Genomic DNA, 19,627 nt, shown 5'->3' with positions numbered 1-19,627 from the left:
CGCGAGACGTTTACGAAGATCGGCCAATTTACCCGCAGTGGTATGGATATCGGGTTCGGTCGTTGTCATGAAGGTGTCCCCTACGTTCTCGGTGCGAAGAATCGAATGTCAGTTGGATGCGAGCGAGCGCGCGATCACCAGACGCTGAATCTGATTGGTGCCCTCGAAGATCTGCGTGATCTTGGCGTCGCGCATGTATCGCTCGACGCGGAAGTCCCTGGTGTAGCCATAGCCGCCGAACACCTGAACCGCATCGGTGGTCACCTTCATGGCTGCGTCCGTGGCGATCAGTTTTGCCACAGAAGCATTGCGGGAGTATGGAAGTCCTGCGTCCCGGCGGCGGGCCGCATCGAGGTAGGTGGCGCGGGCGGAATCGACCGCGGCCGCCATGTCGGCCAGTACGAAGCCGAGCCCCTGATGGTCGATGATCTTCTTGCCGAACGCAGTGCGTTCCTGGGCGTATTTCACAGCATCGTCGAGTGCGGCCTGGGCGATTCCTACTGCGACAGCGGCAATTCCGAGCCTTCCGGCGTCCAGTGCACTGAAGGCGATCTGAAGCCCTTGGCCTTCGGCTCCGATCCGCCATTCGGTGGGGACGTGCACGTTGTCGTAGTGCGCGGAGGTCGTCGGAATCGCATGCAACCCCATCTTCTCCTCGGGCTTGCCGAAGCTCAGCCCATCGGTTCCGTTCGGGACCAGGAAGCAGGAGATGCCCTTCGAACCTTGGCCGGTGCGGGCGAACAGGTTGTAGAAGTCGGCCTTGCCGCCGTGAGTGATCCACGCTTTCGATCCGTTGACGGTGTAGCCGCCATCGGTAGCAGCTGCCTTGCAGGTGAGTGCAGCGGCATCCGAGCCGGCCTGGGCCTCGGACAGCGAGTACGCACCGATCTGTCCTCCGCCGAGCATGCCGGGGAGCTTGTCTTCCTTCTGCTGATCGGTACCGAACGCCATCACCGGATAGCAGGCCAGACCGTGCACGCTCACTGCGACCGCAACGGCCGCCCAGCGCGATGCCAGTTCCTCGAGAACCTGCAGGTAGACCTCGTACGGTTGGCCGCCACCGCCCCATTCCTCGGCGTACGGCAGGCTCAACAGACCTGCCTCGCCCAGCGTCGCGAACACGCCATCCGGGTAGGTCTCCCGGCGTTCGTGATCGTCGACGATCGGGTCGAGCACCTTGTCTGCCACATCTCGGGTGAGCGCAATGAGGTCACGCGCTTCGGCAGTGGGCAACAGGCGATCGACGGGCACGGACAACCTCCGGGAGTTTCGAGCATCAGTACTGCGGGATGATCCGCAGTACTGATGCACAGTACTGCACAAGTCGATGCAGTACCATCCTCGATGTGAACGCACCCGTGACCTCGCATGCCACGGCGCGCCGTTCCGAGCTTTTCGACCAACTCGTGAGCCTGTTCTTGGCCGAGGGATTTGCGCACCTGACACTCGACACCATCGCGGCACGGCTCCGCTGCTCCAAATCCACCCTCTATACCCTGGCGTCCAGCAAGGATCAGCTCGTCGGCGGAGCCACGGTGCACTACTTCAAGTCCATGACCACACAGGTCGAAAACGCGGTCGCCGAGGTGGACGGCACCCGCAATCGCATCACCACTTACCTCACCGCCGTCGGCGCGGCCCTGGAAACGGCATCCGAACAGTTCATGACCGATCTGGCATCGCTCGAAGCGGCTCGTTCAGTGTACGAGCGCAACACCGCAATCGCGGCCCGGCGCGTTCAGGAGTTGATCAGCGAGGGCGTGGCGAGCGGTGAAGTGCGGGACGTCCACGCCGCATTCGTCGGCGATGTCGCCTCGTCGGTCATGGTGCGAATCCAGACCCGCGAGGTGTTCCGCTTGACGGGACTGAGCGACGGCGACGCCTACCTCGAACTGGCGAAACTATTGACTGCAGGCATCGGAGCGTAGGCCCGGAGCTGGGGAATGAATCACCCCCGGTGTGCGCTGAGGTCCTATGAACACAGTTGATCCTTCAACGAAAGAGCATGCGATGAAGAAGATCGGATTCCTGTCCTTCGGACACTGGTCCCCGTCCCCGCAGTCACAGACCCGATCGGCGTCGGATGTGCTGTTGCAGTCGATCGATCTCGCGGTGGCGGCCGAAGAATTGGGAGCCGACGGGGCGTACTACCGGGTTCACCACTTCGCCAACCAACTCGCCTCTCCGTTTCCGCTGCTCGCCGCAGTGGGTGCCCGCACGAGCACCATCGAAATCGGGACCGGCGTCATCGATATGCGGTACGAGAACCCGTTCTACATGGCCGAGGACTCGGGCTCTGCCGATCTCATCTCCGGCGGGCGGCTACAACTCGGGATCAGCCGAGGATCGCCCGAGCAGGTCATCGAGGGCTACCGCTACTTCGGCTACGCACCAGCCGAAGGCTCCGATCACGCCGACATGGCCCGCGAACACACCCGCATCTACCTCGATCTGCTCGAGGGCAACGGCTTCGCACAACCCAATCCACGGCCGATGTTCCCCAACCCACCCGGCTTACTGCGACTCGAGCCGCACTCCCCCGGTTTGCGTCAACGCATCTGGTGGGGTGCAGGCACCCGCGAGACCGCCGAGTGGACAGCGCGCCAGGGAATGAACCTGATGAGCTCGACTCTGCTGAGCGAAGACACCGGAGTACCTTTCCATCAGTTGCAGGCCGAGCAGATCGAACGGTTCCACAAGACGTGGAGCGACGCCGGTCACGACTTCGCACCGCGAACGTCTGTGAGCCGCAGCATCTTTCCGATCGTGAGCGACCTCGATCGTGCCTACTTCGGCCGGGAGGGCACCGGCGACGATCAAGTCGGTTACCTCGACGGCGGCAAAGCTCGATTCGGCAAGACGTACGCAGGCGAGCCCGATCGGCTGATCGAACAACTCGCTGCCGACGAGGCGATAGCGGCCGCCGATACGCTGCTGCTCACCGTTCCCAACCAGTTGGGCGTCGACTACTGCGCGCACGTACTCGAGACACTGCTCCGTGATGTCGCTCCCGCACTGGGGTGGCGCTGACCACTCGCAGAGCGAGAAGGGATTGGTATCGGCGGATACGGGTACTGGCAGCACGTTCACCCACCACCACCTGCCAGGAGTTACCGTGCTCAAACGCGACGTATCCGCGCGCCTCGATGTAGACATCACCGCAGCCACCACGCTCGAATTCCAGATCGCGATTGCTCCGCACCCGGGCACGACGGTCACCGAATCACTGTCTTTCGTACTCGACGGCAACCCCATCGAGGCGAAGGAAGTGAGCGGGCCGCACGGCAATCGAATTCACGTCATGCCGGCCGACGTCGGCAATCTGCAGGTCTCGTACGACGCCACGATTCTGGGTAACACCACCCCGGCACCGGTCACCGATTACGACATGTCGCTCTACCTCCGACCGAGCAGGTACGCCGAGGCCGACAAGTTCTACGGTTTCGCCGCCACCGAATTCGGTGACTACGCGGACTCCGAGGAACTGCTCGCCAAAATTTCCGCGTGGGTCGGCGCTCGCCTGAATTACGTTCCGGGAAGCAGTGATCCGATCGACGGAGCTGTCGACACGCTGCTCGCCGGACAGGGCGTCTGCCGGGACTACTCGCACCTCGTCGTCGCCATGCTGCGTGCGGTCAACGTTCCGGCCCGCCTGGTGGCGGTGTACGCACCCGGCTGCGATCCGATGGACTTCCATGCCGTCGCCGAGGCGTTCGTCGGCGGCCAATGGCGAGTTGTCGATGCCACCTGCCTCGCCCCTCGCTCGACGCTGGTGCGGATCTCCGTCGGTCGCGATGCTGCCGACACCGCATTCCTGGACAACCACAAGGGTGCCATCACGCTGAACAGTTTTGTGGTCACCGCAGTGGTCGACGGCGAGCTCCCCCATGACGACATCACCGAGCTGGTCTCCCTCACCTGATCATTCGACCGAACGCCGCCGTGATGTGAACTACATCACTGCGGCGTTTGTTTTCGCGCGCGAAAACCGACTGTCTAGCGGTTACCAACATTCACAGCCACCTGAAAGGCGAACATCATGAGCTTCATCGACAAGGCCAAGAACGCAGCAGAAGACGCCATCGGCAAGGCGAAGGAAGTTGTGGGCGATGCCACGAACAACAAGGACCTCGAGGCCGAGGGCAAGAAGGATCAGGGTTCGGCAGGCGTGAAGAAGGTCGGCGAGAACATCAAGGACACCTTCAAGTAACCACCCCAGCTCATCGAGTGCCGCCGATCTCGATGATCGGCGGCACTTTCACTTCACCTCACATTCACGCCGGAGAACGGAAAACCCCTCATGACCACATCGACCGACACCACGACCACCAAGCGCCGCGGCGGATTCGCCTCGAAGCTCGCCCTGCTCATCACACTCGTGCTGGTCGCCGCACTGGTGATCTTCGTACTTCAGAACACCGTGCACACCACGATCAACTTCCTGGGTTGGAACCTCGATCTCGGCCAAGGAGTCTCCCTGCTCGGCGCAGCCGTCGTCGGTGCTGTCATCACGCTGACCGCCACCGCCGCACTGAAGGTACGACGCGCAGTTCGCTGACCGACTCCCCCACGAGAGGATCCTTCCGATGCTTCCCTTGCTGGCACGCAAGTACCTGTACCGCTACCTCATCGTCGCGATCGGGCTCCCCATCCTCGCCCGGTTCTTGGCCTTCGCCGGGCAGAGCCTCGAAAAGCGAACGGGCAAGGACAATTTCGTGTCAAAGGGCTTGAAGTCAGCCGGCAGATTCGCGCAACGGCGAGCTGACAAGTCGCAGGGCAAAAAGGAGCACAAGTCCCAGCAATCCCGTCGCTAGCCCGGTCGACGAGTGCGCCGACCGGTTGTACCGGCCGCTCCGGCTGCGATCAATGTCCAGCCGGATCGGTCAGCGACTTGCCTTCCTGAGCCTTGACGCGTTTGCGTTCCAGCAGGACAAGGGCGATGCCCGCCACAAGCAGAACCAGCACCGCAATCGCCCCGATCCACACCCATCCGGTGAAGCCGTACCCTGCCGCGGTGAGGGTGAGGCCGAGACTCACCAACGCCACTCCGATACAGATGTAGCCGGGCCAGTTGCGCGTGTCGACGATCGCCTCACCCGCATGGCCGCGGGTCGTCCGATCGTCGTCGCGTGCCCCGGCGTCGGATTCGCTCGAGTTCTCGTCTGCCATGTGGATCCTCTCCGGATGCGGACCGTTCGTCTCTTTCGAGACAAATCATCCACATCGGCTGCCCACTGGTGACCCGCGGTAAACCTCGAGCGGATGCGGCACTCAGTCGTGCCAGCTCACTGCAGCGAACGGAGCACTGCTCGTCAGTCGGCCGACGATGCCGGCGTGCGCGAAGTCCTTGGCCGTGGCGACAGCATCGGCCACGTCCGCGCCCTTGGCCAACTCTGCGGTGATAGCCGCAGCGAACACGCAGCCCGCACCCGACACCCGTTCTTCGCCCACCTTCGGAGCGCGGAGCACCGTCAGATCGGACCCGTCGTAGACGACGTCGACGGCTTCGTCGCCGGACAGCCCTGCACCACCCTTGACCACCACGAAGCGCGGTCCGAGGTCGGCAATTCTTTTCGCAGCTTCGCCCAGGTCGTCGACGGTGGTGATCTCGGCCATTCCGGACAAGGTCTGCGCCTCGAACAGGTTGGGGGTGATCACTGTGGCCAGCGGAAGAATGTCGCGCCGGAGGGCGTTGTCGGTGTCGAGCGCCGAGCCTGGCTCCTGGCCCTTGCAGATCAACACCGGATCGACCACCACGTGCCGCCACGGCTGCAGACGTAGCGAGTTGGCCACTGTGTCGACAGTGCCAGGGGTACCGAGCATGCCGATCTTGACGACATCGAGATCATGTGCGGCAGTGGCAACTTCGATCTGATCGGCGATGACCGAGCTGTCGATGGGAACGAAACGGTGGCCCCAGCCGGACTTCGGATCGAACGAGACGATGCACGTGATGGTGCCGACCCCGTAGACCCCCAACCGCTCGAATGTCTTGAGGTCTGCCTGCAGGCCGGCTCCGCCGGTGGCTTCCGAACCTGCGATGACATACGCGATTGTCGACATGCACCCAGTATGACAATCCGGGATCGACCGTGCACCAGGTGGTCGACATCCGATTGGGTCCGGCAGTTTCGGGGCATACGCCGAATTCGGATCGTTTCCCCGACGATCCGATGCCGCGCAGTACATCGACTTCGAGCCCAGGAGCAGCGGCGCGCGATCCGTGATTGCGCGACACAACGAGATTTCGGAGGCCGAATCGTGCCCACGAGCAGAAATACGACAGCCAGTTGCGACGACGTGTGGAACGTCCTCGCGAACGGATGGACGTACGCCACCTGGGTGGTCGGTGCGTCCCGAATTCGCGCAGTCGACAACACTTGGCCCGCCGCAGGATCCGCGATCCACCACTCTGTGGGTGCCTGGCCCGCAGTCCTGAGCGACGTCACGCGTTCGGTGGGAACTCACGTAGAACGTGAGATTCGACTGGAGGCGCGTGCGCTGCCGTTCGGCAAAGCCTCGATCACGCTGCGGCTGCACCCGATTGCCACCGGTTGCCGCATCGAGATCATCGAGCACGCGATCACTGCGCCCTTCGACCTGGTGCCGAATCGGATACAGCACCTATTGGCGCATCCACGCAACGCCGAGGCGCTCCGTCGGCTCGCCCTGCTCGCCGAGCGGTCCACGGCCCCATGAGCAAGTCCCAACTGCGACAAGCAGTTTCGGGAAGGATGCTGTTCGTCTTCATTCTCGGCGATGTGCTCGGCGCCGGGATCTACGCTCTCGTGGGCGAAATCGCGGGCGAGGTCGGCGGAGCCATCTGGCTTCCCATGCTCGTCGCTCTGCTGATGGCACTTCTCACCGCAGCCTCGTACGCGGAGTTGGTCACCAAGTATCCAAGAGCGGGCGGTGCAGCCGTGTTCGCGCAACGGGCGTACGGAAAGCCGCTCGTGTCGTTCCTCGTCGGGTTTTCGATGCTCGCCGCAGGCGTCACCAGTGCGGCCGGGCTGGCGCTTGCCTTCTCGGGTGACTATCTGGGCGTGTTCCTCGAGGTGCCGGCCGTACCCGCCGCGGTGGTCTTCCTGCTGTTGGTCGGGCTGCTCAACGCGAGGGGCATCACCGAGTCGCTTCGGGCCAACCTCGTCATGACGGTCGTCGAGGTGTCCGGGCTCGTCGTGATCGTTGCGCTCGCCGGCCTCGTCATCGGCCGCGGTGACGGTGTGCCGTCTCGCGTCCTCGAATTCACCGACGAGACCACCCCCACACTTGCCGTGCTCGGCGCGGCTCTGCTCGCGTTCTATTCCTTCGTAGGCTTCGAAACCTCGGCCAACATCGCCGAAGAGGTCGAAGACGTGCGCCGGGTCTATCCACGAGCGCTGCTCGGTGCCGTGACAGTAGCCGGTGTCGTCTATGTGCTCGTCGGTCTCGCAGTCTCGACCGTCGTGCCGGCCGAGACACTGTCGCAATCCACCGGCCCACTGCTCGAGGTCGTCGCCGCTGCGGACGCCGGTATCCCGCCGTGGGTGTTCAGCCTCGTCGCACTCGTCGCGGTGGCCAACGGCGCGTTGCTCACGATGATCATGGCATCGCGACTGACATTCGGGATGGCGCGCGACGGTTTGCTCCCCGGAGCGCTGGCCAAGGTTCTGCCCGGTCGAAAGACACCGTGGATTGCCATCGTGGCCACCACCGTCGTCGCAATGATCCTGTGCACCACGGGTTCCGTGGCGGCGCTGGCCGAAACCGTCGTACTGCTCTTGTTGTTCGTCTTCGTCAGCACCAACGTCGCGGTACTCGTCCTCCGCGGCGATCGCGCAGACACCGACCACTTCCGAACGCCCACAGCACTTCCGGTGCTGGCGCTGATCACCTGCGCGGTGCTGCTGACTCAACAGTCGGGAGCGACGTGGCTTCGCGCCGGGCTGCTTCTCGCTGTAGGAGTCGCGCTGTATTTCGCCGGTACTGTGCTGACCAGGAAGACCGCGATCGAGCAAAGGAGTACCTCACGATGACGACCACCGAGGTCGACGCAATCGTGATCGGCAGCGGCCACAACGGATTGGTGGCGGCCGCGGCGATGGCGGACGCCGGCTGGGACGTCGTGGTCCTCGAAGCTGTCGAACATCCCGGCGGCGCTGTGCGCAGTGCAGAGTTGGTTCCCGGGTTCACCTGCGATCTCTTCAGCGCCTTCTACCCGATGGCGCTCGCGTCGCCCGCCATGACGGCACTCGAGCTGGAGCGACACGGGTTGCAGTGGTCGCACTCCCCTGCGGTGTACGGCCACGCGAGGTCGGCTCACGACACAGACGCCCCGGTCGTACATCACAACGTCGAAACCACCGCCGCTCTGTTGTCCGAACACGACGCTCGAGACGGCGACACCTGGCTGCGGCTGTTCGAGCAGTGGGAACGCATTCGCACACCGCTCCTCGGTTCGCTGTTCGGGCCGTTTCCGCCCGTGGCACCCGCAGCCCGACTGGTCCGTGCCCTAGGAGTGCCCGAGACACTGCGTTTCGTGCGATTTGCGGCCCTTCCCGCCCGGGTGATGGCGCACGAACTGTTCCACAGCGAAGCTGCTCGCTGCCTGCTGCTGGGCAACGCCATGCACGGTGACGTCCCGACCGATGCCCCGGTCAGCGGAATGATGGGCTACCTGCTGACAATGCTCGCCCAGGACGTCGGCTATCCAGCGCCGGTCGGTGGCTCGTCGGCGTTGACCGCTGCACTCGTACGCCGCGGTGCCGCATCGGGTGCGCGGCTCGAGTGTGGACAATCGGTCGAATCCATCGACGTACGCGGCGGCCGCGCTCGCGCAGTGCACACCGCGGCCGGAGACACGTTCCGCGCACGCCGAGCAATCGTGGCAGATGTGTCGGCACCTGCGCTGTACGGCTCACTGCTGCCGTTCGACGCGATTCCACGTCGTGTCCACGACGACCTACGCAACTTCGAGTGGGACACCCCTGTAGTCAAGGTGAATTACGCCCTCGATCGTCGAATCCCCTGGAATTCACCGTCATTGGCCGACGCCGGAACGGTTCACCTGGGAGCGGACGACAACGGTCTCGTGCATTGGGCAGCAGACCTCACCACCGGAGTGCTCCCGCAGAGCCCGTTCATGCTCTTCGGCCAGATGACGACCACCGATCGAAGCAGGTCGCCGGAGGGCACCGAAAGCGCCTGGGCCTACACGCATCTGCCGCGAGGGGTGGTCGACGATGCAGCGGCCGACACTGTCGCCGACCGTGTGGACCTCGTCCTCGACTCGCATGCACCGGGCTTTCTGGATTCGGTAGTCGGGCGGGTCGTGCAGCGACCGAGCGATCTGCACGGAGCCGACGCCAACCTGTTCGGTGGAGCGGTGAACGGCGGGACCGCACAGCTGCAGCAGCAGTTGATATTTCGGCCGACGCCAGGGCTGGGGCGGTCGGAGACCCCCGTCGAGGGACTGTTTCTGGGTTCTGCGTCGGCGCACCCCGGCGGCGGGGTGCACGGGGCACCGGGCCTCAACGCTGCTCGGGCAGCGCTCGGGCAGCGCGGCGTACGCGGCTGGATGAAGAAGAAGATCAGCAGTTCACTCATCGAGTTACTGGCCAGGTGACGTCGTTACCGAACCGTGACTTTTCGTTACCCTTTCGAGATCTTGGACTGAGCCTTCCGCAACTGGGCGCTGACATTGTTGAAAGCACAACAACTCAGCGTCTCGCACCCTTCGGGTACACCGACCGGGACGAGCGCTTCGGGGAAGAGGTAGGGACATGCTGACGAGCACCGCAACCATGGAACGCTCCATTCTCGACGGCGAAGGCGTCTTCCGCCTGGAGACCGTGTCGAGTCCGGACGGCAGGAACACCCTGCGCGCCTTCGGCGAGCTGGACATGTCCACCCGGGCCGAATTCGTGTACGGCCTCGACCGCCTTGCGGTCACTTCCGACCACGTGACGGTCGACCTGTCGGAGGTGTCGTTCATGTACTCCGGAGTCGCCAACGCGATCATCGACGCCACGTACGTACATCCGGGCAAGATCGCGGTCCTCGCGCCCGCACGTTCGGTGCGCATGGTTCTGGACGTGCTCGGCGCAGGCGCGCTGGTGGTCGACGACTTCCGGTCGTGAATCGGACTCGATAGCAGGTAACGTCGAGGTCATGTCAGAGGAGCCGACCGGAGGACCGTTCGAGATCGTGTCGGCCGAGCACGACTCGGCGACAGTGCTCACCGTTCGAGGCGAATTGGATCTCGATACCATCCCCGAACTGTCCGCCACCGCGTTTCCCGCGGCCGATTCTGCAGCAGGGGGGCTCGTCGTGGATCTGACCGACGTGAGCTTCCTGTCGTCGAGCGCAATCACCGTGCTGGTGCGAGTGTGCGATCGTTTGCCCGAGGCCTCTCGGATGGCGCTGGTGGCCGTGAGCGGTGTCGTCGTGCGGCCCGTACAACTCAGCGGCATTGATCGCGTGATGGCCACGTTCACCACTGTTCCGGACGCTGTGGCACACGTGCGGTCGTCGGCTTCCGACGCCGAGGTCGGTCGATGAGCCGCCGATGCCGATCGGGTCGTCGATCGTGACCGCAAGCAAACCCGGGTCCCTCCCACAGCGGTGGACGCATACGGCGCAGGCCGAGTCGACGGTGGCGACCACCATTCGACGGCGGCTGCACAGTTGGGTGCTCGGACTGGGTGTGAACAGAGCACTGGTGGACGACATCGTGCTCGGGGTCTACGAGGCGCTCGCAAACGTCGTCGAACACGCCTACCGCTCGGCACCCGAGCCCGGAACGATGACGATCACCGCGGCGTACGAACACGAGACACTGACCGTGACCGTTTCCGACACCGGAACATGGCAACCACCGACTCCGACAACCGGTCGCAGTCACGGTCTGCAGCTCGCCGCTGCGGTGTCGGACAACCTGTCGGTCGATCATCGGCCCGGCCTCGGCACCGTGGTGACCGCGATATGGAGCAAGCCGCTCGCCGCGGCCGTCCGCACCGAATCAACCGACCGCCCTTACTGACTCGGAATGAGTGCACATGACCGCAACGGCTGCCGAACTACTCGCCTCCGCACCCTGCGGAGTGTTTTCCGTCGACGTCGTCAGCGGCAAGATTCTGTACGCTAACGCGGCCGCAGCTCGTATCACCACCCGTAGCCGGGACGCCCTTGTGGGAACCCCTGCGGCAGAGCTGTTCGGCTCCGAGTTCGCGCCGGTGTTGGCCCAACTTCTCGTCGCGGCTTCCGACTCCGACTCACCGATCGGGGCGACGGCGCAACTGAAGGGTGGACCGGGGAGCGCGTCCTCGACGGCAGTATCGATGTTGGCGAACAGTCTTCGCGCGAAGTCCGGTGCCACGACCGTCACAATGACGCTGCACAACGAGACCGAACGTCGCGTCCATGAAAAGGACTTGGTAGACGCCAGAAGGAACGCCGAGGCGGCGCAGGACGATGCCGAGGCAGCTCTCGACAGATCTCAGGACGCACTGGGGCAATCCGAGGAAGCACGAAAGCTGGCCGAGGCCGAGCGGACCCAGGTTCAGATCTTGGCGTCGACGCTTCAGCGGACACTCCTACCGCCGATCCTCTCCGCTCCGACCGGAATGAACGTCGCAGCGCACTACCACCCAGCGTCCCTCGACGAAGTCGGTGGAGACTTCTACGACGTTTTTCCACTCGACAAAGACACCTGGGGCTTCTTCCTCGGTGACGTCAGCGGCAAGGGTGCCGGTGCCGCCGCCGTCACGTCTCTGACCCGGTACACCTTGCGTGCCGCGGCAGTATTCGACCGCGACCCGGTCTCGGTGTTGGAGAACCTCAACACTGTTCTGCACCACGAGTTTCACGGCGACGACCCGAGGTTCTGCACGGTGGTGTTCGGCACCATCACTCCGCGACCGAACGGCGCATCGGTGCACCTTGCAAGCGGCGGGCACCCTCCTGCGATACGCATAACTCACGATGCCGGAGTCGATTTCGTCGACACTACCGGTGGCCAGCTCGTCGGAGCCCTGTCCGAGCCCCACTTCGTGTCGGCGTCGGTCACACTGCAGCCCGGTGACGTCATGGCGTTCTACACCGATGGCCTGACCGAGGCCATCGTCGGTCCCGGCCGAACTCGCTTCGACGATGACGGGAGCCTGGAGGCCTTCGTAGCAGGTAAGGGCCCGACCACCGCTCCGAAGCTCGTCGACGACCTCACCACGCTGCTGGCGTCGTTCGGCGACGGACTTCAAGACGATGTGGCGCTGCTCGCCTTCGAGGTCCCCCCTGCAGGCACCGCTGCCGATTCCCTCGACGCATAGCCTTCGCGGCCGGCATCGATCAGCGAGGCAATATTCCGGACAGGAACACCTTCAAGACGTTGTCGGTGACGTCCTCCGGAGGTTCTGCAGACCGCGTGACCGATCTGATCACCACGTTGTTGGCGAGCATCGTTGCCAATTCGCTCGCAGACGCCTCGGTGGCAAAGTCGCCTCTGCGCTGGCCGCTTTCGAGGATCGGGGTGAGCGCCGACGGCACCGGAAGGTGCTCCCGGATGGTGGTCACGGTGCCGGGCTCGTGAAACTGCTCGAAGCTCAACGCAAGTAGCATTCCCGAACTCATGGCGCGGTTGCGTGCCACGAACTCCGCCAACCGCGTCACCGAACGAGTCAGCGCGACAACGGGTTTCACCTCCAATCTCGCGTCCGCACGACCGAGCCGGAGAACCCGCTCGAATTCCGGGGTGAGCGCGGCGACGATGATGTCCACCTTGCTCGGAAAGAGGCGCTTGAGGTCGGTGACGGTGAGCGCGGAGGCTTCAGCAATATCCGCGAGTGTGACCGAGAAATATCCATGCTCAGCGAACAGCGTCTCGGTCGCCGCGATGACATCGGATTCGACATCGACCCGTGAATGATCGAGGCCTTCGAGCGAAGGATGGCCACCCGCCGGCACTGTGATGCGCTCCCGTCGATCCGAGTGCACCGGGTCCACCGCCCAGTCCAGCAGCGAATCGATGGCCGCGGACACTCGTGCCGCTGACATCGTTCCCGGGCTGAGGTTCTCCTGAAGCGCGAGCCCGTCGAGCAGAGCGACGAGAACGGTGGACAGTTCGGCCACCGTCAGCGGTGTTCTCACCGAACCACCGAGCGCGCGTAGCTTGTGCCGGACGGCGCCCTCGACGGCGTGGTCGATGGCGTCGAAGTCGGGTGCCAACGAAGAACGGGCGCCGGCATGATCGGAGGCGATCATGGCACCGATCATCTTCCTGCGCAGCAATCCGGCGTTCAGTTGCTCGAAGTAGGCCGCGAGGTCCGACAACGGCTGATCGGCGTCGCCGTCCTGGGGTGAATACTGAAGCGTCACGTGGGCGAGGAGGTCTTCGACGAACGCTTCCTTGCCCCCGCGCTCCCCGGAGCGGGAGGACCCGGGATAAGCGTTGTGAAAAGTCTGATGCGACAGTCCTGCTTCTTCGACGACCGCGGCAATGGACAACGATCTCGCCAGCACCGACATATCGAGATCGGTCAGCAATCGTGAACCCGCCCGCAGCAATTGTTCGCGTGGTGTGGATTTCGTGCTCAACGACGACCGCCTACTGATGTTCGATCCGATGGACAATGGACTCTAGCAATACGCACATCGGAACACGTTTTATATGTTTATAAACTTCGTTGTAGAAGTACCTAAATTCGGGTGAACTTCCTCGAATGCGATGGTGTTGTTTCATATTTCTCGGCGTGGTCGGATGTTCGAAACACCCAAGACGGACGACGGGTCGGATGCCATGCACGCAACGAACACGGATGTATCGACCACGGCGATCACCAGGCCGTCCGGTTCGGCGATCCACCCCTCTCCGTGTTTTGCGCCTCGTCGCAGCGCCTCGGCCGTGCGGTCCAGGACTGCCGCGAACCCGGTCGCCGAAAAGCCTCGGTCGACGTCGGAGGCCACGGCATTCGCCGACCCCGGCCTGACCGCGCGTGAGATCGCCGTTCTGGGTGCCTGGTTGCGCTGCGACTCGAAGCAGGAAGTATGTGCGGTTCTGCACATCGCGCTGGGCACCGTCAATACTCATCTGTCCCGCATTCGTGCGAAGTATGCCGGTGTCGGTCGGGCCGCGCCGACCAAAGCGTCGCTCGTGGTGAGAGCACTGCAGGACGGCCTGGTCGCCCTCGACGATCTGTGACCGAGAGCGACTGACCGTCGCACAGTTCGGTGCTAGGTTTCCAGACGCACGATGTACTGATGCCGATAGTGGGGGCCATGACAATTCTCGGGGAATCCGCGCTGCGCTCGCTCGCTCGTTCGTTCAGCTGTATGCACTGCACTCGCGGTATCGGTTGCAGTGGCGATTCCGTCGTCGGTAGCTGCCGAGTCGACGCCGGGCCGCACCGAACGCGAGATCTCGTCGTGGTCACCCGTGACCGGCGTCGCGGCGACGGTCGTCGGTCTCGACGCACCGCTCCCGGCCGAGTCGGGGCCACACCCGACGGAGTGTGACCGGCTCTCCTATCTGCGCTACCGCGCAGCGGACGGTCCCGAGAATTCAGCGGATGCCGATCGAGATCGTATCTTTCCGCCCGCGGAGTTCGTCCCCATTGCCCGGCAACGCCTGCCTCGGGCTCGGTTCGTCACTGTGCCGGGCGTGGGTCATGTTCCGATGATCGACGACCCTGTTCTGTGCGCACGAACAATCGTCGACTCGATCGAGGATCACGCGAGCAGACGCGTTCTCAGGCCCACGGGTCCGCACGTCGCCACAGCGTCGGTAGCTCGAGGACGATTCCGTCTCGCCGCGCGCAGTCGGCCAGCACGGCAATCGAGGCAGTCATGTCGTCGAAGGCGTACGGGAGTGCATGCAGGGGCCTGTCCAGAGGCCGAAAGAAGTTGTCCCAGTGCGTCAAAACCACGCGCCGGGCACCGACGGCCGAGACCGTCTCGAGCCAATACTGCTCGATGAACGCTCGCGATTGCCGGCCGAGTTGGCCTATCGACAGGTAGACCACGTTTGCGTGGCTGCCGTCGAGCATGCCGACCCGGAAACCGGCGCTACTGTGGACGAGTGCGGTCCGGCCGCTGGGAACGTGTTCGATCAGCATCGACCACGCCTCGCCGCACCGATACTCGCTGACCCGAGCGGGCTGGCTCAGTGCTCGCTCGATCTCCCCGTGCGCTCGATCCGGATGCGAGTGAACGGATTCGAAGAAGGTCACGGCAAAATTCCCATGCTCGGTCGTTTCACCGTTCTCGACCACGACGATGCGGTCGTCCGGCAGGTCGGAACCCTGCCCGATGAAACCGGTCGAGGAACCACCGGCGAGAACCGCCCCGGTTCGTAGAGCCACCACCGCTGAATCGAGTGCGTGATCGTAATGGGAGTGGGCACACAGAACAGCGTCGAGCGAGGTGATCCCTGCTCTGCGTAGGGCAGCGTCGATCCGCTGCAGGTCGGAACGAAGCGGCAGCACAAGGGTTCTCGCCAGCGACGGGCGCGAGAAGAATCCATCGGTGAGAATGGCAGATTCGCCGTCGTCGAACAACACCGTACTGACACCGAGGAAGGACCCTGTCACCGGCGAGCGAGGAGTTGCCGACGCGGTGGTGGCAATCTCCGACGGGCCCGGCAACGGGGGCCGACCGAAGCGTCGGAACACCGTCACGCCTGCGCTGCGAGCGCACGTCCGGCCTGGCGGCCCCCGAAGATGCACCCGCCCAGGAACGTTCCCTCCAACGAGCGATATCCGTGCACTCCACCGCCGCCGAATCCGGCGATCTCGCCCGCCGCCCACAGGCCGTCGATCGCCTGTCCAGCACTGTCGAGAACCCGCCCCTGTAGGTCGGTTTGGATTCCGCCCAGTGTCTTTCGGGTGATGATGTTCAACCGCACCGCAATCAACGGCCCCGATTTGGGATCGAGAATCTTGTGCAACGAGGCGGTACGGGCGATGCGCTCTCCACGCGATCGACGGGAATTGTGAATCGCGGAGACCTGCAGGTCCTTGGTGAACGGGTTGTCTACCTCACGGTCGCGAGCTTCGATCTGCCGTTTCAGGTCACCACCGTCGATCAGGTTTTCGCCGGTGATCTTGTTCATTCCCTGCACGAGCTCGCCGAGGGTGTCGGCGACGACGAAATCCTCCCCGTTCTTCTTGAACGCTTCGACCGGTCCGCTGGCACCGGGCAACACTCGGCCGAGAACGAGCTTGAGGTCCTTGCCGGTGATGTCCGGGTTCTGCTCCGATCCCGAGAGCGCGAATTCCTTCTCGATGATCTTTTGAGTGAGGACGAACCAGGAATACTCGAATCCACTGTCCTGGATGGCTTTCAACGTTCCGAGAGTGTCGAATCCGGGGAAGTTGGGAACCGGGAAGCGTCGACCACGCGCGTCGAACCACATGGACGACGGCCCGGGAATGATCCTGATTCCGTGGTTCTTCCAGATCGGGTTCCAGTTCTTGATGCCCTCGGTGTAATGCCACATGCGGTCCTTGTTGACCAGACGGCCGCCGACCTTCTCGGTGATGCCGAGCATGCGGCCGTCGACGTGTTCGGGCACCCCCGAGATCAGGGACTTCGGAGCTGTTCCCAGGCGGGCCGGCCAGTTCTCCCGCACCAGATCGTGGTTGGCTCCGAGGCCGCCCGCAGTGACGAGCACAGCTCCGGCACGCAGCTCGAACTCGCCCACCTCGACGCGGGTACTGCCCGCACCGCGTTCCGCTGCGCTGGGTTCGAGAACTGCGCCGCGGACTCCCCCGACTGTGCCGGCATCGACGATGAACTCGTCGACCCGGTGACGAAAACCGAAGCGCACCAGCCCTTTGTCGGCGGCCTCGCGGACGCGGCGCTCGAACGGTGCGACGACCCCAGGCCCGGTACCCCAGGTCAGGTGGAAGCGCGGAACCGAATTGCCGTGCCCCTCGGCGAGGTAGCCTCCACGCTCGGCCCACCCGACGATGGGTACCCACCGCACGCCCTGCGCGTGCAGCCAGGAGCGCTTCTCCCCCGCGGCGAAATCGAGATACGCGCGCGCCCACTGGTGACCCCAGTAGTCCTCGCCTGCGGGATCGTCGATACCGCGATCGAAGGTCGCGGTGCCGAGCCAGTCCTGCCAGGCCAGCTCAGCAGAATCCTTGATTCCCATGCGACGCTGTTCAGGGGTGTCGACCATGAACAGTCCGCCCAGGGACCAGAACGCCTGACCGCCCAGATTCTGCTCGGGCTCCTGGTCGAGGAGGAGCACTCGCTTTCCGGCGTCGGCCAATTCGGCGGTTGCCACCAGTCCGGCCAAGCCTGCCCCCACCACGATCACATCTGCGTCCATTGCCCCACTCTTCTGCTCGACCAGCCTGTCTCACTCGACTGTGCTGTCGTCAGCACCGGAACTCAAGGAAATCGACGCGAATGACGATAGGGTTTATCACTCAGTGACAAAAGGCGGGAGGTCGACCGATGTACCCAGCTCGGGTCGCAGTGGTGGCGAAGATCGAATCTGAGCTGGGCCCCGTCGTAACATCGGCGGTACGAGCGATCCGCGACGCGATCCCGGTCTACGGCACCTTGCAGGGCGCACAGTTGGCCGATGTCGAAGCTATCGCGTACTGGTCGCTGCGGCGTCTGATGGCTTTGTGGGCGGGTGGTGATCGGTCGATCGACGACCGCGATCACAGCAGATTCCGCGCGATAGGTGCGGCTCGTGCCGCCGACGGTCGCCCGTTGACCGACGTTCTGCGAGCGTATCGAGTGGCGTCGAGCGTGTTCGTTCGGCACGTGGCCTCCGAATATCTCGACACCCTCGAACCTGCGGACATCGCCGAACTCAGCCTCGGTGTGCTGGACGCGATCGACGCGATCTCCGAGGAGATCATCGGCGCGTATGTCATTGCGCGCGAACAGCTCACATCCAACCGGGCGCAGGCGCACGCCGCGCTGCTGGACGACCTGTTGGCGGCGAGACACACTTCGCCCGGGGCCCTTGCCGATCGCACCCGCGAACTCGATCTGGAGCTGCCCAGTCACCCGGATCTGCTCGTGGTGCAGTCGGCAGATTCGGGCAGACCGATGTCCGACGACACCGTCGAATCGCTTGTTCTTGCACTGGGGCTCGTTCCGCCCGACCGCAGCACGACGGCCGGTCAGCGGACTCACCTGTGTACTCGGCGCGAACAGCGCGCAATTCTACTGTTGCCCAACATCGTCGGGCGGACCGCGATCGACTCCGTGTGCACCGAGGCGACACTGCGCGGATGCCTCGTGGAGAGATCGACCATCGCCGACATCGGTAGTTCGTCGCGACTCGCGGCGCAGGCGTTGGACACCGCACCGGATCATGCGTTCGACGACCGGGCACTACTCGATCAGGGTGACGGTCAACTGCTGGCCTTGCTGACCGCACGCCCCACCGCGGACACGAGCGAGGTGGTGCGTACCGTGCTCGGTCCGCTCACCGAAGCAGCGAACGAGCATATCTTGCAGGGCCTTTCGGCATTCATCGCCACCGGCACGGCAACCGCTGCGGCCACTCGGCTGCACCTGCACCCGCAGACTCTGCGCTACCGACTGCGCCGGGCCCAGGAACTGACCGGGCGGGATCCGCGATCGGCATGGCATCGGCTGGCCCTCGATACCGCGATCCAACTGCGTCAACTCGGCTGAGTTAGGTGAGGTCAGTGTCCACAATGTGGCCTCGGGCGCGGAAAAAGGCACGCCGACGGCAATTGTGGACACTCACCTCGGTAGTCGGGAACCCCGCGATCCCGAGCGGGTGCAGATGATCGAACTTACGTGAGCAACCGACTGCGGAACAGATCGAGCACCTGATCGAGGGCCTTCCGTGTCGGCTCCCCCGGCTCGTCGATCAGTCCTTCCGTGACGACGGAGTGCGGCGGCCCGAAGGCTTCCGGGTTGGACGAGGAGTCGGGCAATTCCACCGAGACGAACGCGTCACCGAGCTGCTCGCGCAGGAACTCGAACCGTGTGGGAGGACACATCTTGTCGCCCTCGAATCGCATTCCGAGAACTGTGAGATCGCCTGCAGCGCAACGAGCCTTCACCTTGGACAGGTCACCCGCACTGATGTCGATGGACCGACTGCGCGACTTCGATGCCGCGAACGGAAGTGACGGTTGAGAAAGCACCGGTGCGATCAATCGATCGTCGGCGGCCATCGCTAGAGCGAACCCACCCGTGAAGCACATTCCGATGGCACCGACGCCGGGCCCGCCGCAGCGCTCGTGCTCCTTCGCCGCGAGAGCGCGCAACCACACCACGACCCGCGATGATTTCCCGGTGGCCAGGATGGTGAATTCGCGACTGATGCACGCCGGCACGATGGCGCGAGACACGGTGGCGACGGTGCCGAGCACTCCCAGAGGTGCGGCCAACGGATCCTTGCCGTCGACGCCGAACAGGTGCGGGACGATCGCGGTGCAACCGATTCCCGCGACGGTGCGCGCGAAGTCTGCCACTTTCGGTGTGATGCCCGGCATTTCGGACATCACGATGACCGCCGGTCCGGTACCGATGCGGTAGACGGGGGCCGTGCGCCCGTCCGCGGTGAACTCGGTTCGATCGAAGTCGGCCAGCGTGTCATCGGTCATGGGAGTACGTCCTTCTGCGAGGGGCCCGCACGCAGCGGTGCCGG

General features: G+C 64.1%; 23 protein-coding genes. 16 read left to right on the top strand and 7 right to left on the bottom strand.

Translation table 11 applies throughout. The annotated features are described in order from the left end of the window. Positions 1–108: 108 nt before the first annotated feature. Complete coding sequence (locus QM797_RS19835) at positions 109–1,251, bottom strand: acyl-CoA dehydrogenase family protein (protein ID WP_283277377.1); 1,143 nt, start codon at positions 1,249–1,251, stop codon at positions 109–111. A 95-nt stretch (positions 1,252–1,346) separates the two neighbouring features. Between QM797_RS19835 and QM797_RS19830 the strand changes: the two genes are divergently transcribed. The 6 genes from QM797_RS19830 (at position 1,347) to QM797_RS19805 (ending at position 4,814) form a co-directional block, all read left to right on the top strand. Next, positions 1,347–1,928, top strand: coding sequence for a TetR/AcrR family transcriptional regulator (locus QM797_RS19830; protein WP_283277376.1), 582 nt, complete (start codon positions 1,347–1,349; stop codon positions 1,926–1,928). Positions 1,929–2,010: 82 nt separating this feature from the next. Then, a complete protein-coding gene (locus QM797_RS19825) occupies positions 2,011–3,030 on the top strand; it encodes an LLM class flavin-dependent oxidoreductase (protein ID WP_283277375.1) in 1,020 nt (339 codons plus the stop codon). Positions 3,031–3,115: 85 nt separating this feature from the next. Continuing rightward, entirely contained in the window at positions 3,116–3,922 is an 807-nt protein-coding gene (locus tag QM797_RS19820; RefSeq protein WP_283277383.1) for a transglutaminase-like domain-containing protein, read from the top strand. 117 nt (positions 3,923–4,039) lie between these two features. Next, positions 4,040–4,210 carry a CsbD family protein gene (locus tag QM797_RS19815; protein WP_027495724.1) on the top strand — a complete coding sequence of 57 codons (171 nt, stop codon included), beginning with the start codon at positions 4,040–4,042 and terminating at the stop codon, positions 4,208–4,210. A gap of 90 nt (positions 4,211–4,300) precedes the next feature. Beyond that, positions 4,301–4,558 (top strand): lipopolysaccharide assembly protein LapA domain-containing protein, encoded by a 258-nt coding sequence (locus QM797_RS19810; protein ID WP_283277374.1) that lies wholly within the window; start codon positions 4,301–4,303, stop codon positions 4,556–4,558. 28 nt (positions 4,559–4,586) lie between these two features. Then, the gene (locus QM797_RS19805) at positions 4,587–4,814 is read left to right on the top strand and encodes a hypothetical protein (protein WP_283277373.1); all 228 of its coding nucleotides are present in this window, start codon (positions 4,587–4,589) and stop codon (positions 4,812–4,814) included. Positions 4,815–4,863: 49 nt separating this feature from the next. On the opposite strand, the gene QM797_RS19800 is transcribed toward QM797_RS19805, so the two are convergent. Next, positions 4,864–5,169, bottom strand: a complete 306-nt coding sequence (locus QM797_RS19800) for a hypothetical protein (RefSeq protein WP_283277372.1) — start codon at positions 5,167–5,169, stop codon at positions 4,864–4,866. A gap of 102 nt (positions 5,170–5,271) precedes the next feature. Further along, positions 5,272–6,063, bottom strand: coding sequence for a bifunctional hydroxymethylpyrimidine kinase/phosphomethylpyrimidine kinase (gene thiD / locus QM797_RS19795; RefSeq protein WP_283277371.1), 792 nt, complete (start codon positions 6,061–6,063; stop codon positions 5,272–5,274). Between the two features lie 198 nt (positions 6,064–6,261). Here thiD and QM797_RS19790 point away from each other — a divergent pair, with 198 nt between their 5' ends. The 7 genes from QM797_RS19790 to QM797_RS19760 all read left to right on the top strand — a co-directional run bounded on the left by QM797_RS19790 (position 6,262) and on the right by QM797_RS19760 (position 12,305). Next, complete coding sequence (locus tag QM797_RS19790) at positions 6,262–6,699, top strand: SRPBCC family protein (protein WP_283277370.1); 438 nt, start codon at positions 6,262–6,264, stop codon at positions 6,697–6,699. Then, on the top strand, positions 6,696–8,015 hold the full coding sequence (locus tag QM797_RS19785) for an APC family permease (protein WP_283277369.1): 1,320 nt from the start codon (positions 6,696–6,698) through the stop codon (positions 8,013–8,015). Before QM797_RS19790 ends, QM797_RS19785 begins: the two co-directional genes overlap by 4 nt. After that, positions 8,012–9,604 carry a phytoene desaturase family protein gene (locus QM797_RS19780; RefSeq protein ID WP_283277368.1) on the top strand — a complete coding sequence of 531 codons (1,593 nt, stop codon included), beginning with the start codon at positions 8,012–8,014 and terminating at the stop codon, positions 9,602–9,604. The genes QM797_RS19785 and QM797_RS19780 overlap by 4 nt, the downstream gene beginning before the upstream one ends. Before the next feature lie 157 nt (positions 9,605–9,761). Further along, a complete protein-coding gene (locus tag QM797_RS19775) occupies positions 9,762–10,118 on the top strand; it encodes an STAS domain-containing protein (protein WP_283277367.1) in 357 nt (118 codons plus the stop codon). A gap of 31 nt (positions 10,119–10,149) precedes the next feature. Beyond that, positions 10,150–10,539, top strand: a complete 390-nt coding sequence (locus QM797_RS19770; RefSeq protein WP_283277366.1) for an STAS domain-containing protein — start codon at positions 10,150–10,152, stop codon at positions 10,537–10,539. 7 nt (positions 10,540–10,546) lie between these two features. Then, complete coding sequence (locus QM797_RS19765) at positions 10,547–11,020, top strand: ATP-binding protein (protein ID WP_283277365.1); 474 nt, start codon at positions 10,547–10,549, stop codon at positions 11,018–11,020. A 16-nt stretch (positions 11,021–11,036) separates the two neighbouring features. Then, positions 11,037–12,305 carry a PP2C family protein-serine/threonine phosphatase gene (locus tag QM797_RS19760; RefSeq protein ID WP_283277364.1) on the top strand — a complete coding sequence of 423 codons (1,269 nt, stop codon included), beginning with the start codon at positions 11,037–11,039 and terminating at the stop codon, positions 12,303–12,305. 19 nt (positions 12,306–12,324) lie between these two features. Here the strand turns inward: QM797_RS19760 and QM797_RS19755 are convergent, their stop codons facing one another. Then, complete coding sequence (locus tag QM797_RS19755; RefSeq protein WP_283277363.1) at positions 12,325–13,569, bottom strand: TetR/AcrR family transcriptional regulator; 1,245 nt, start codon at positions 13,567–13,569, stop codon at positions 12,325–12,327. Between the two features lie 163 nt (positions 13,570–13,732). On the opposite strand from QM797_RS19755, the gene QM797_RS19750 reads away from it, so the two are divergent. After that, positions 13,733–14,173 carry a LuxR C-terminal-related transcriptional regulator gene (locus QM797_RS19750; protein ID WP_283277362.1) on the top strand — a complete coding sequence of 147 codons (441 nt, stop codon included), beginning with the start codon at positions 13,733–13,735 and terminating at the stop codon, positions 14,171–14,173. 77 nt (positions 14,174–14,250) lie between these two features. After that, the gene (locus QM797_RS19745; RefSeq protein WP_283277361.1) at positions 14,251–14,487 is read left to right on the top strand and encodes a hypothetical protein; all 237 of its coding nucleotides are present in this window, start codon (positions 14,251–14,253) and stop codon (positions 14,485–14,487) included. Positions 14,488–14,720: 233 nt separating this feature from the next. On the opposite strand, the gene QM797_RS19740 is transcribed toward QM797_RS19745, so the two are convergent. Beyond that, a complete protein-coding gene (locus QM797_RS19740; protein ID WP_283277360.1) occupies positions 14,721–15,647 on the bottom strand; it encodes an MBL fold metallo-hydrolase in 927 nt (308 codons plus the stop codon). After that, the gene (locus QM797_RS19735) at positions 15,644–17,308 is read right to left on the bottom strand and encodes an FAD-binding dehydrogenase (RefSeq protein ID WP_283277359.1); all 1,665 of its coding nucleotides are present in this window, start codon (positions 17,306–17,308) and stop codon (positions 15,644–15,646) included. The genes QM797_RS19740 and QM797_RS19735 overlap by 4 nt, the downstream gene beginning before the upstream one ends. A 128-nt stretch (positions 17,309–17,436) precedes the next feature. Between QM797_RS19735 and QM797_RS19730 the strand changes: the two genes are divergently transcribed. Then, entirely contained in the window at positions 17,437–18,639 is a 1,203-nt protein-coding gene (locus QM797_RS19730; RefSeq protein ID WP_283277358.1) for an RsbRD N-terminal domain-containing protein, read from the top strand. A 125-nt stretch (positions 18,640–18,764) separates the two neighbouring features. Here QM797_RS19730 and QM797_RS19725 read toward each other — a convergent pair whose 3' ends face one another. Beyond that, the gene (locus tag QM797_RS19725; protein WP_283277357.1) at positions 18,765–19,583 is read right to left on the bottom strand and encodes a dienelactone hydrolase family protein; all 819 of its coding nucleotides are present in this window, start codon (positions 19,581–19,583) and stop codon (positions 18,765–18,767) included. Positions 19,584–19,627 lie beyond the last annotated feature (44 nt).

Origin of the sequence: Rhodococcus sp. IEGM 1381 (assembly GCF_030056795.1) — a bacterium.
In the GTDB taxonomy this organism is placed as follows: Bacteria; Actinomycetota; Actinomycetes; order Mycobacteriales; family Mycobacteriaceae; genus Rhodococcoides.
Note: the sequence above shows the minus strand (reverse complement) of the source record. Positions and strands in the feature narration are given on the sequence as shown.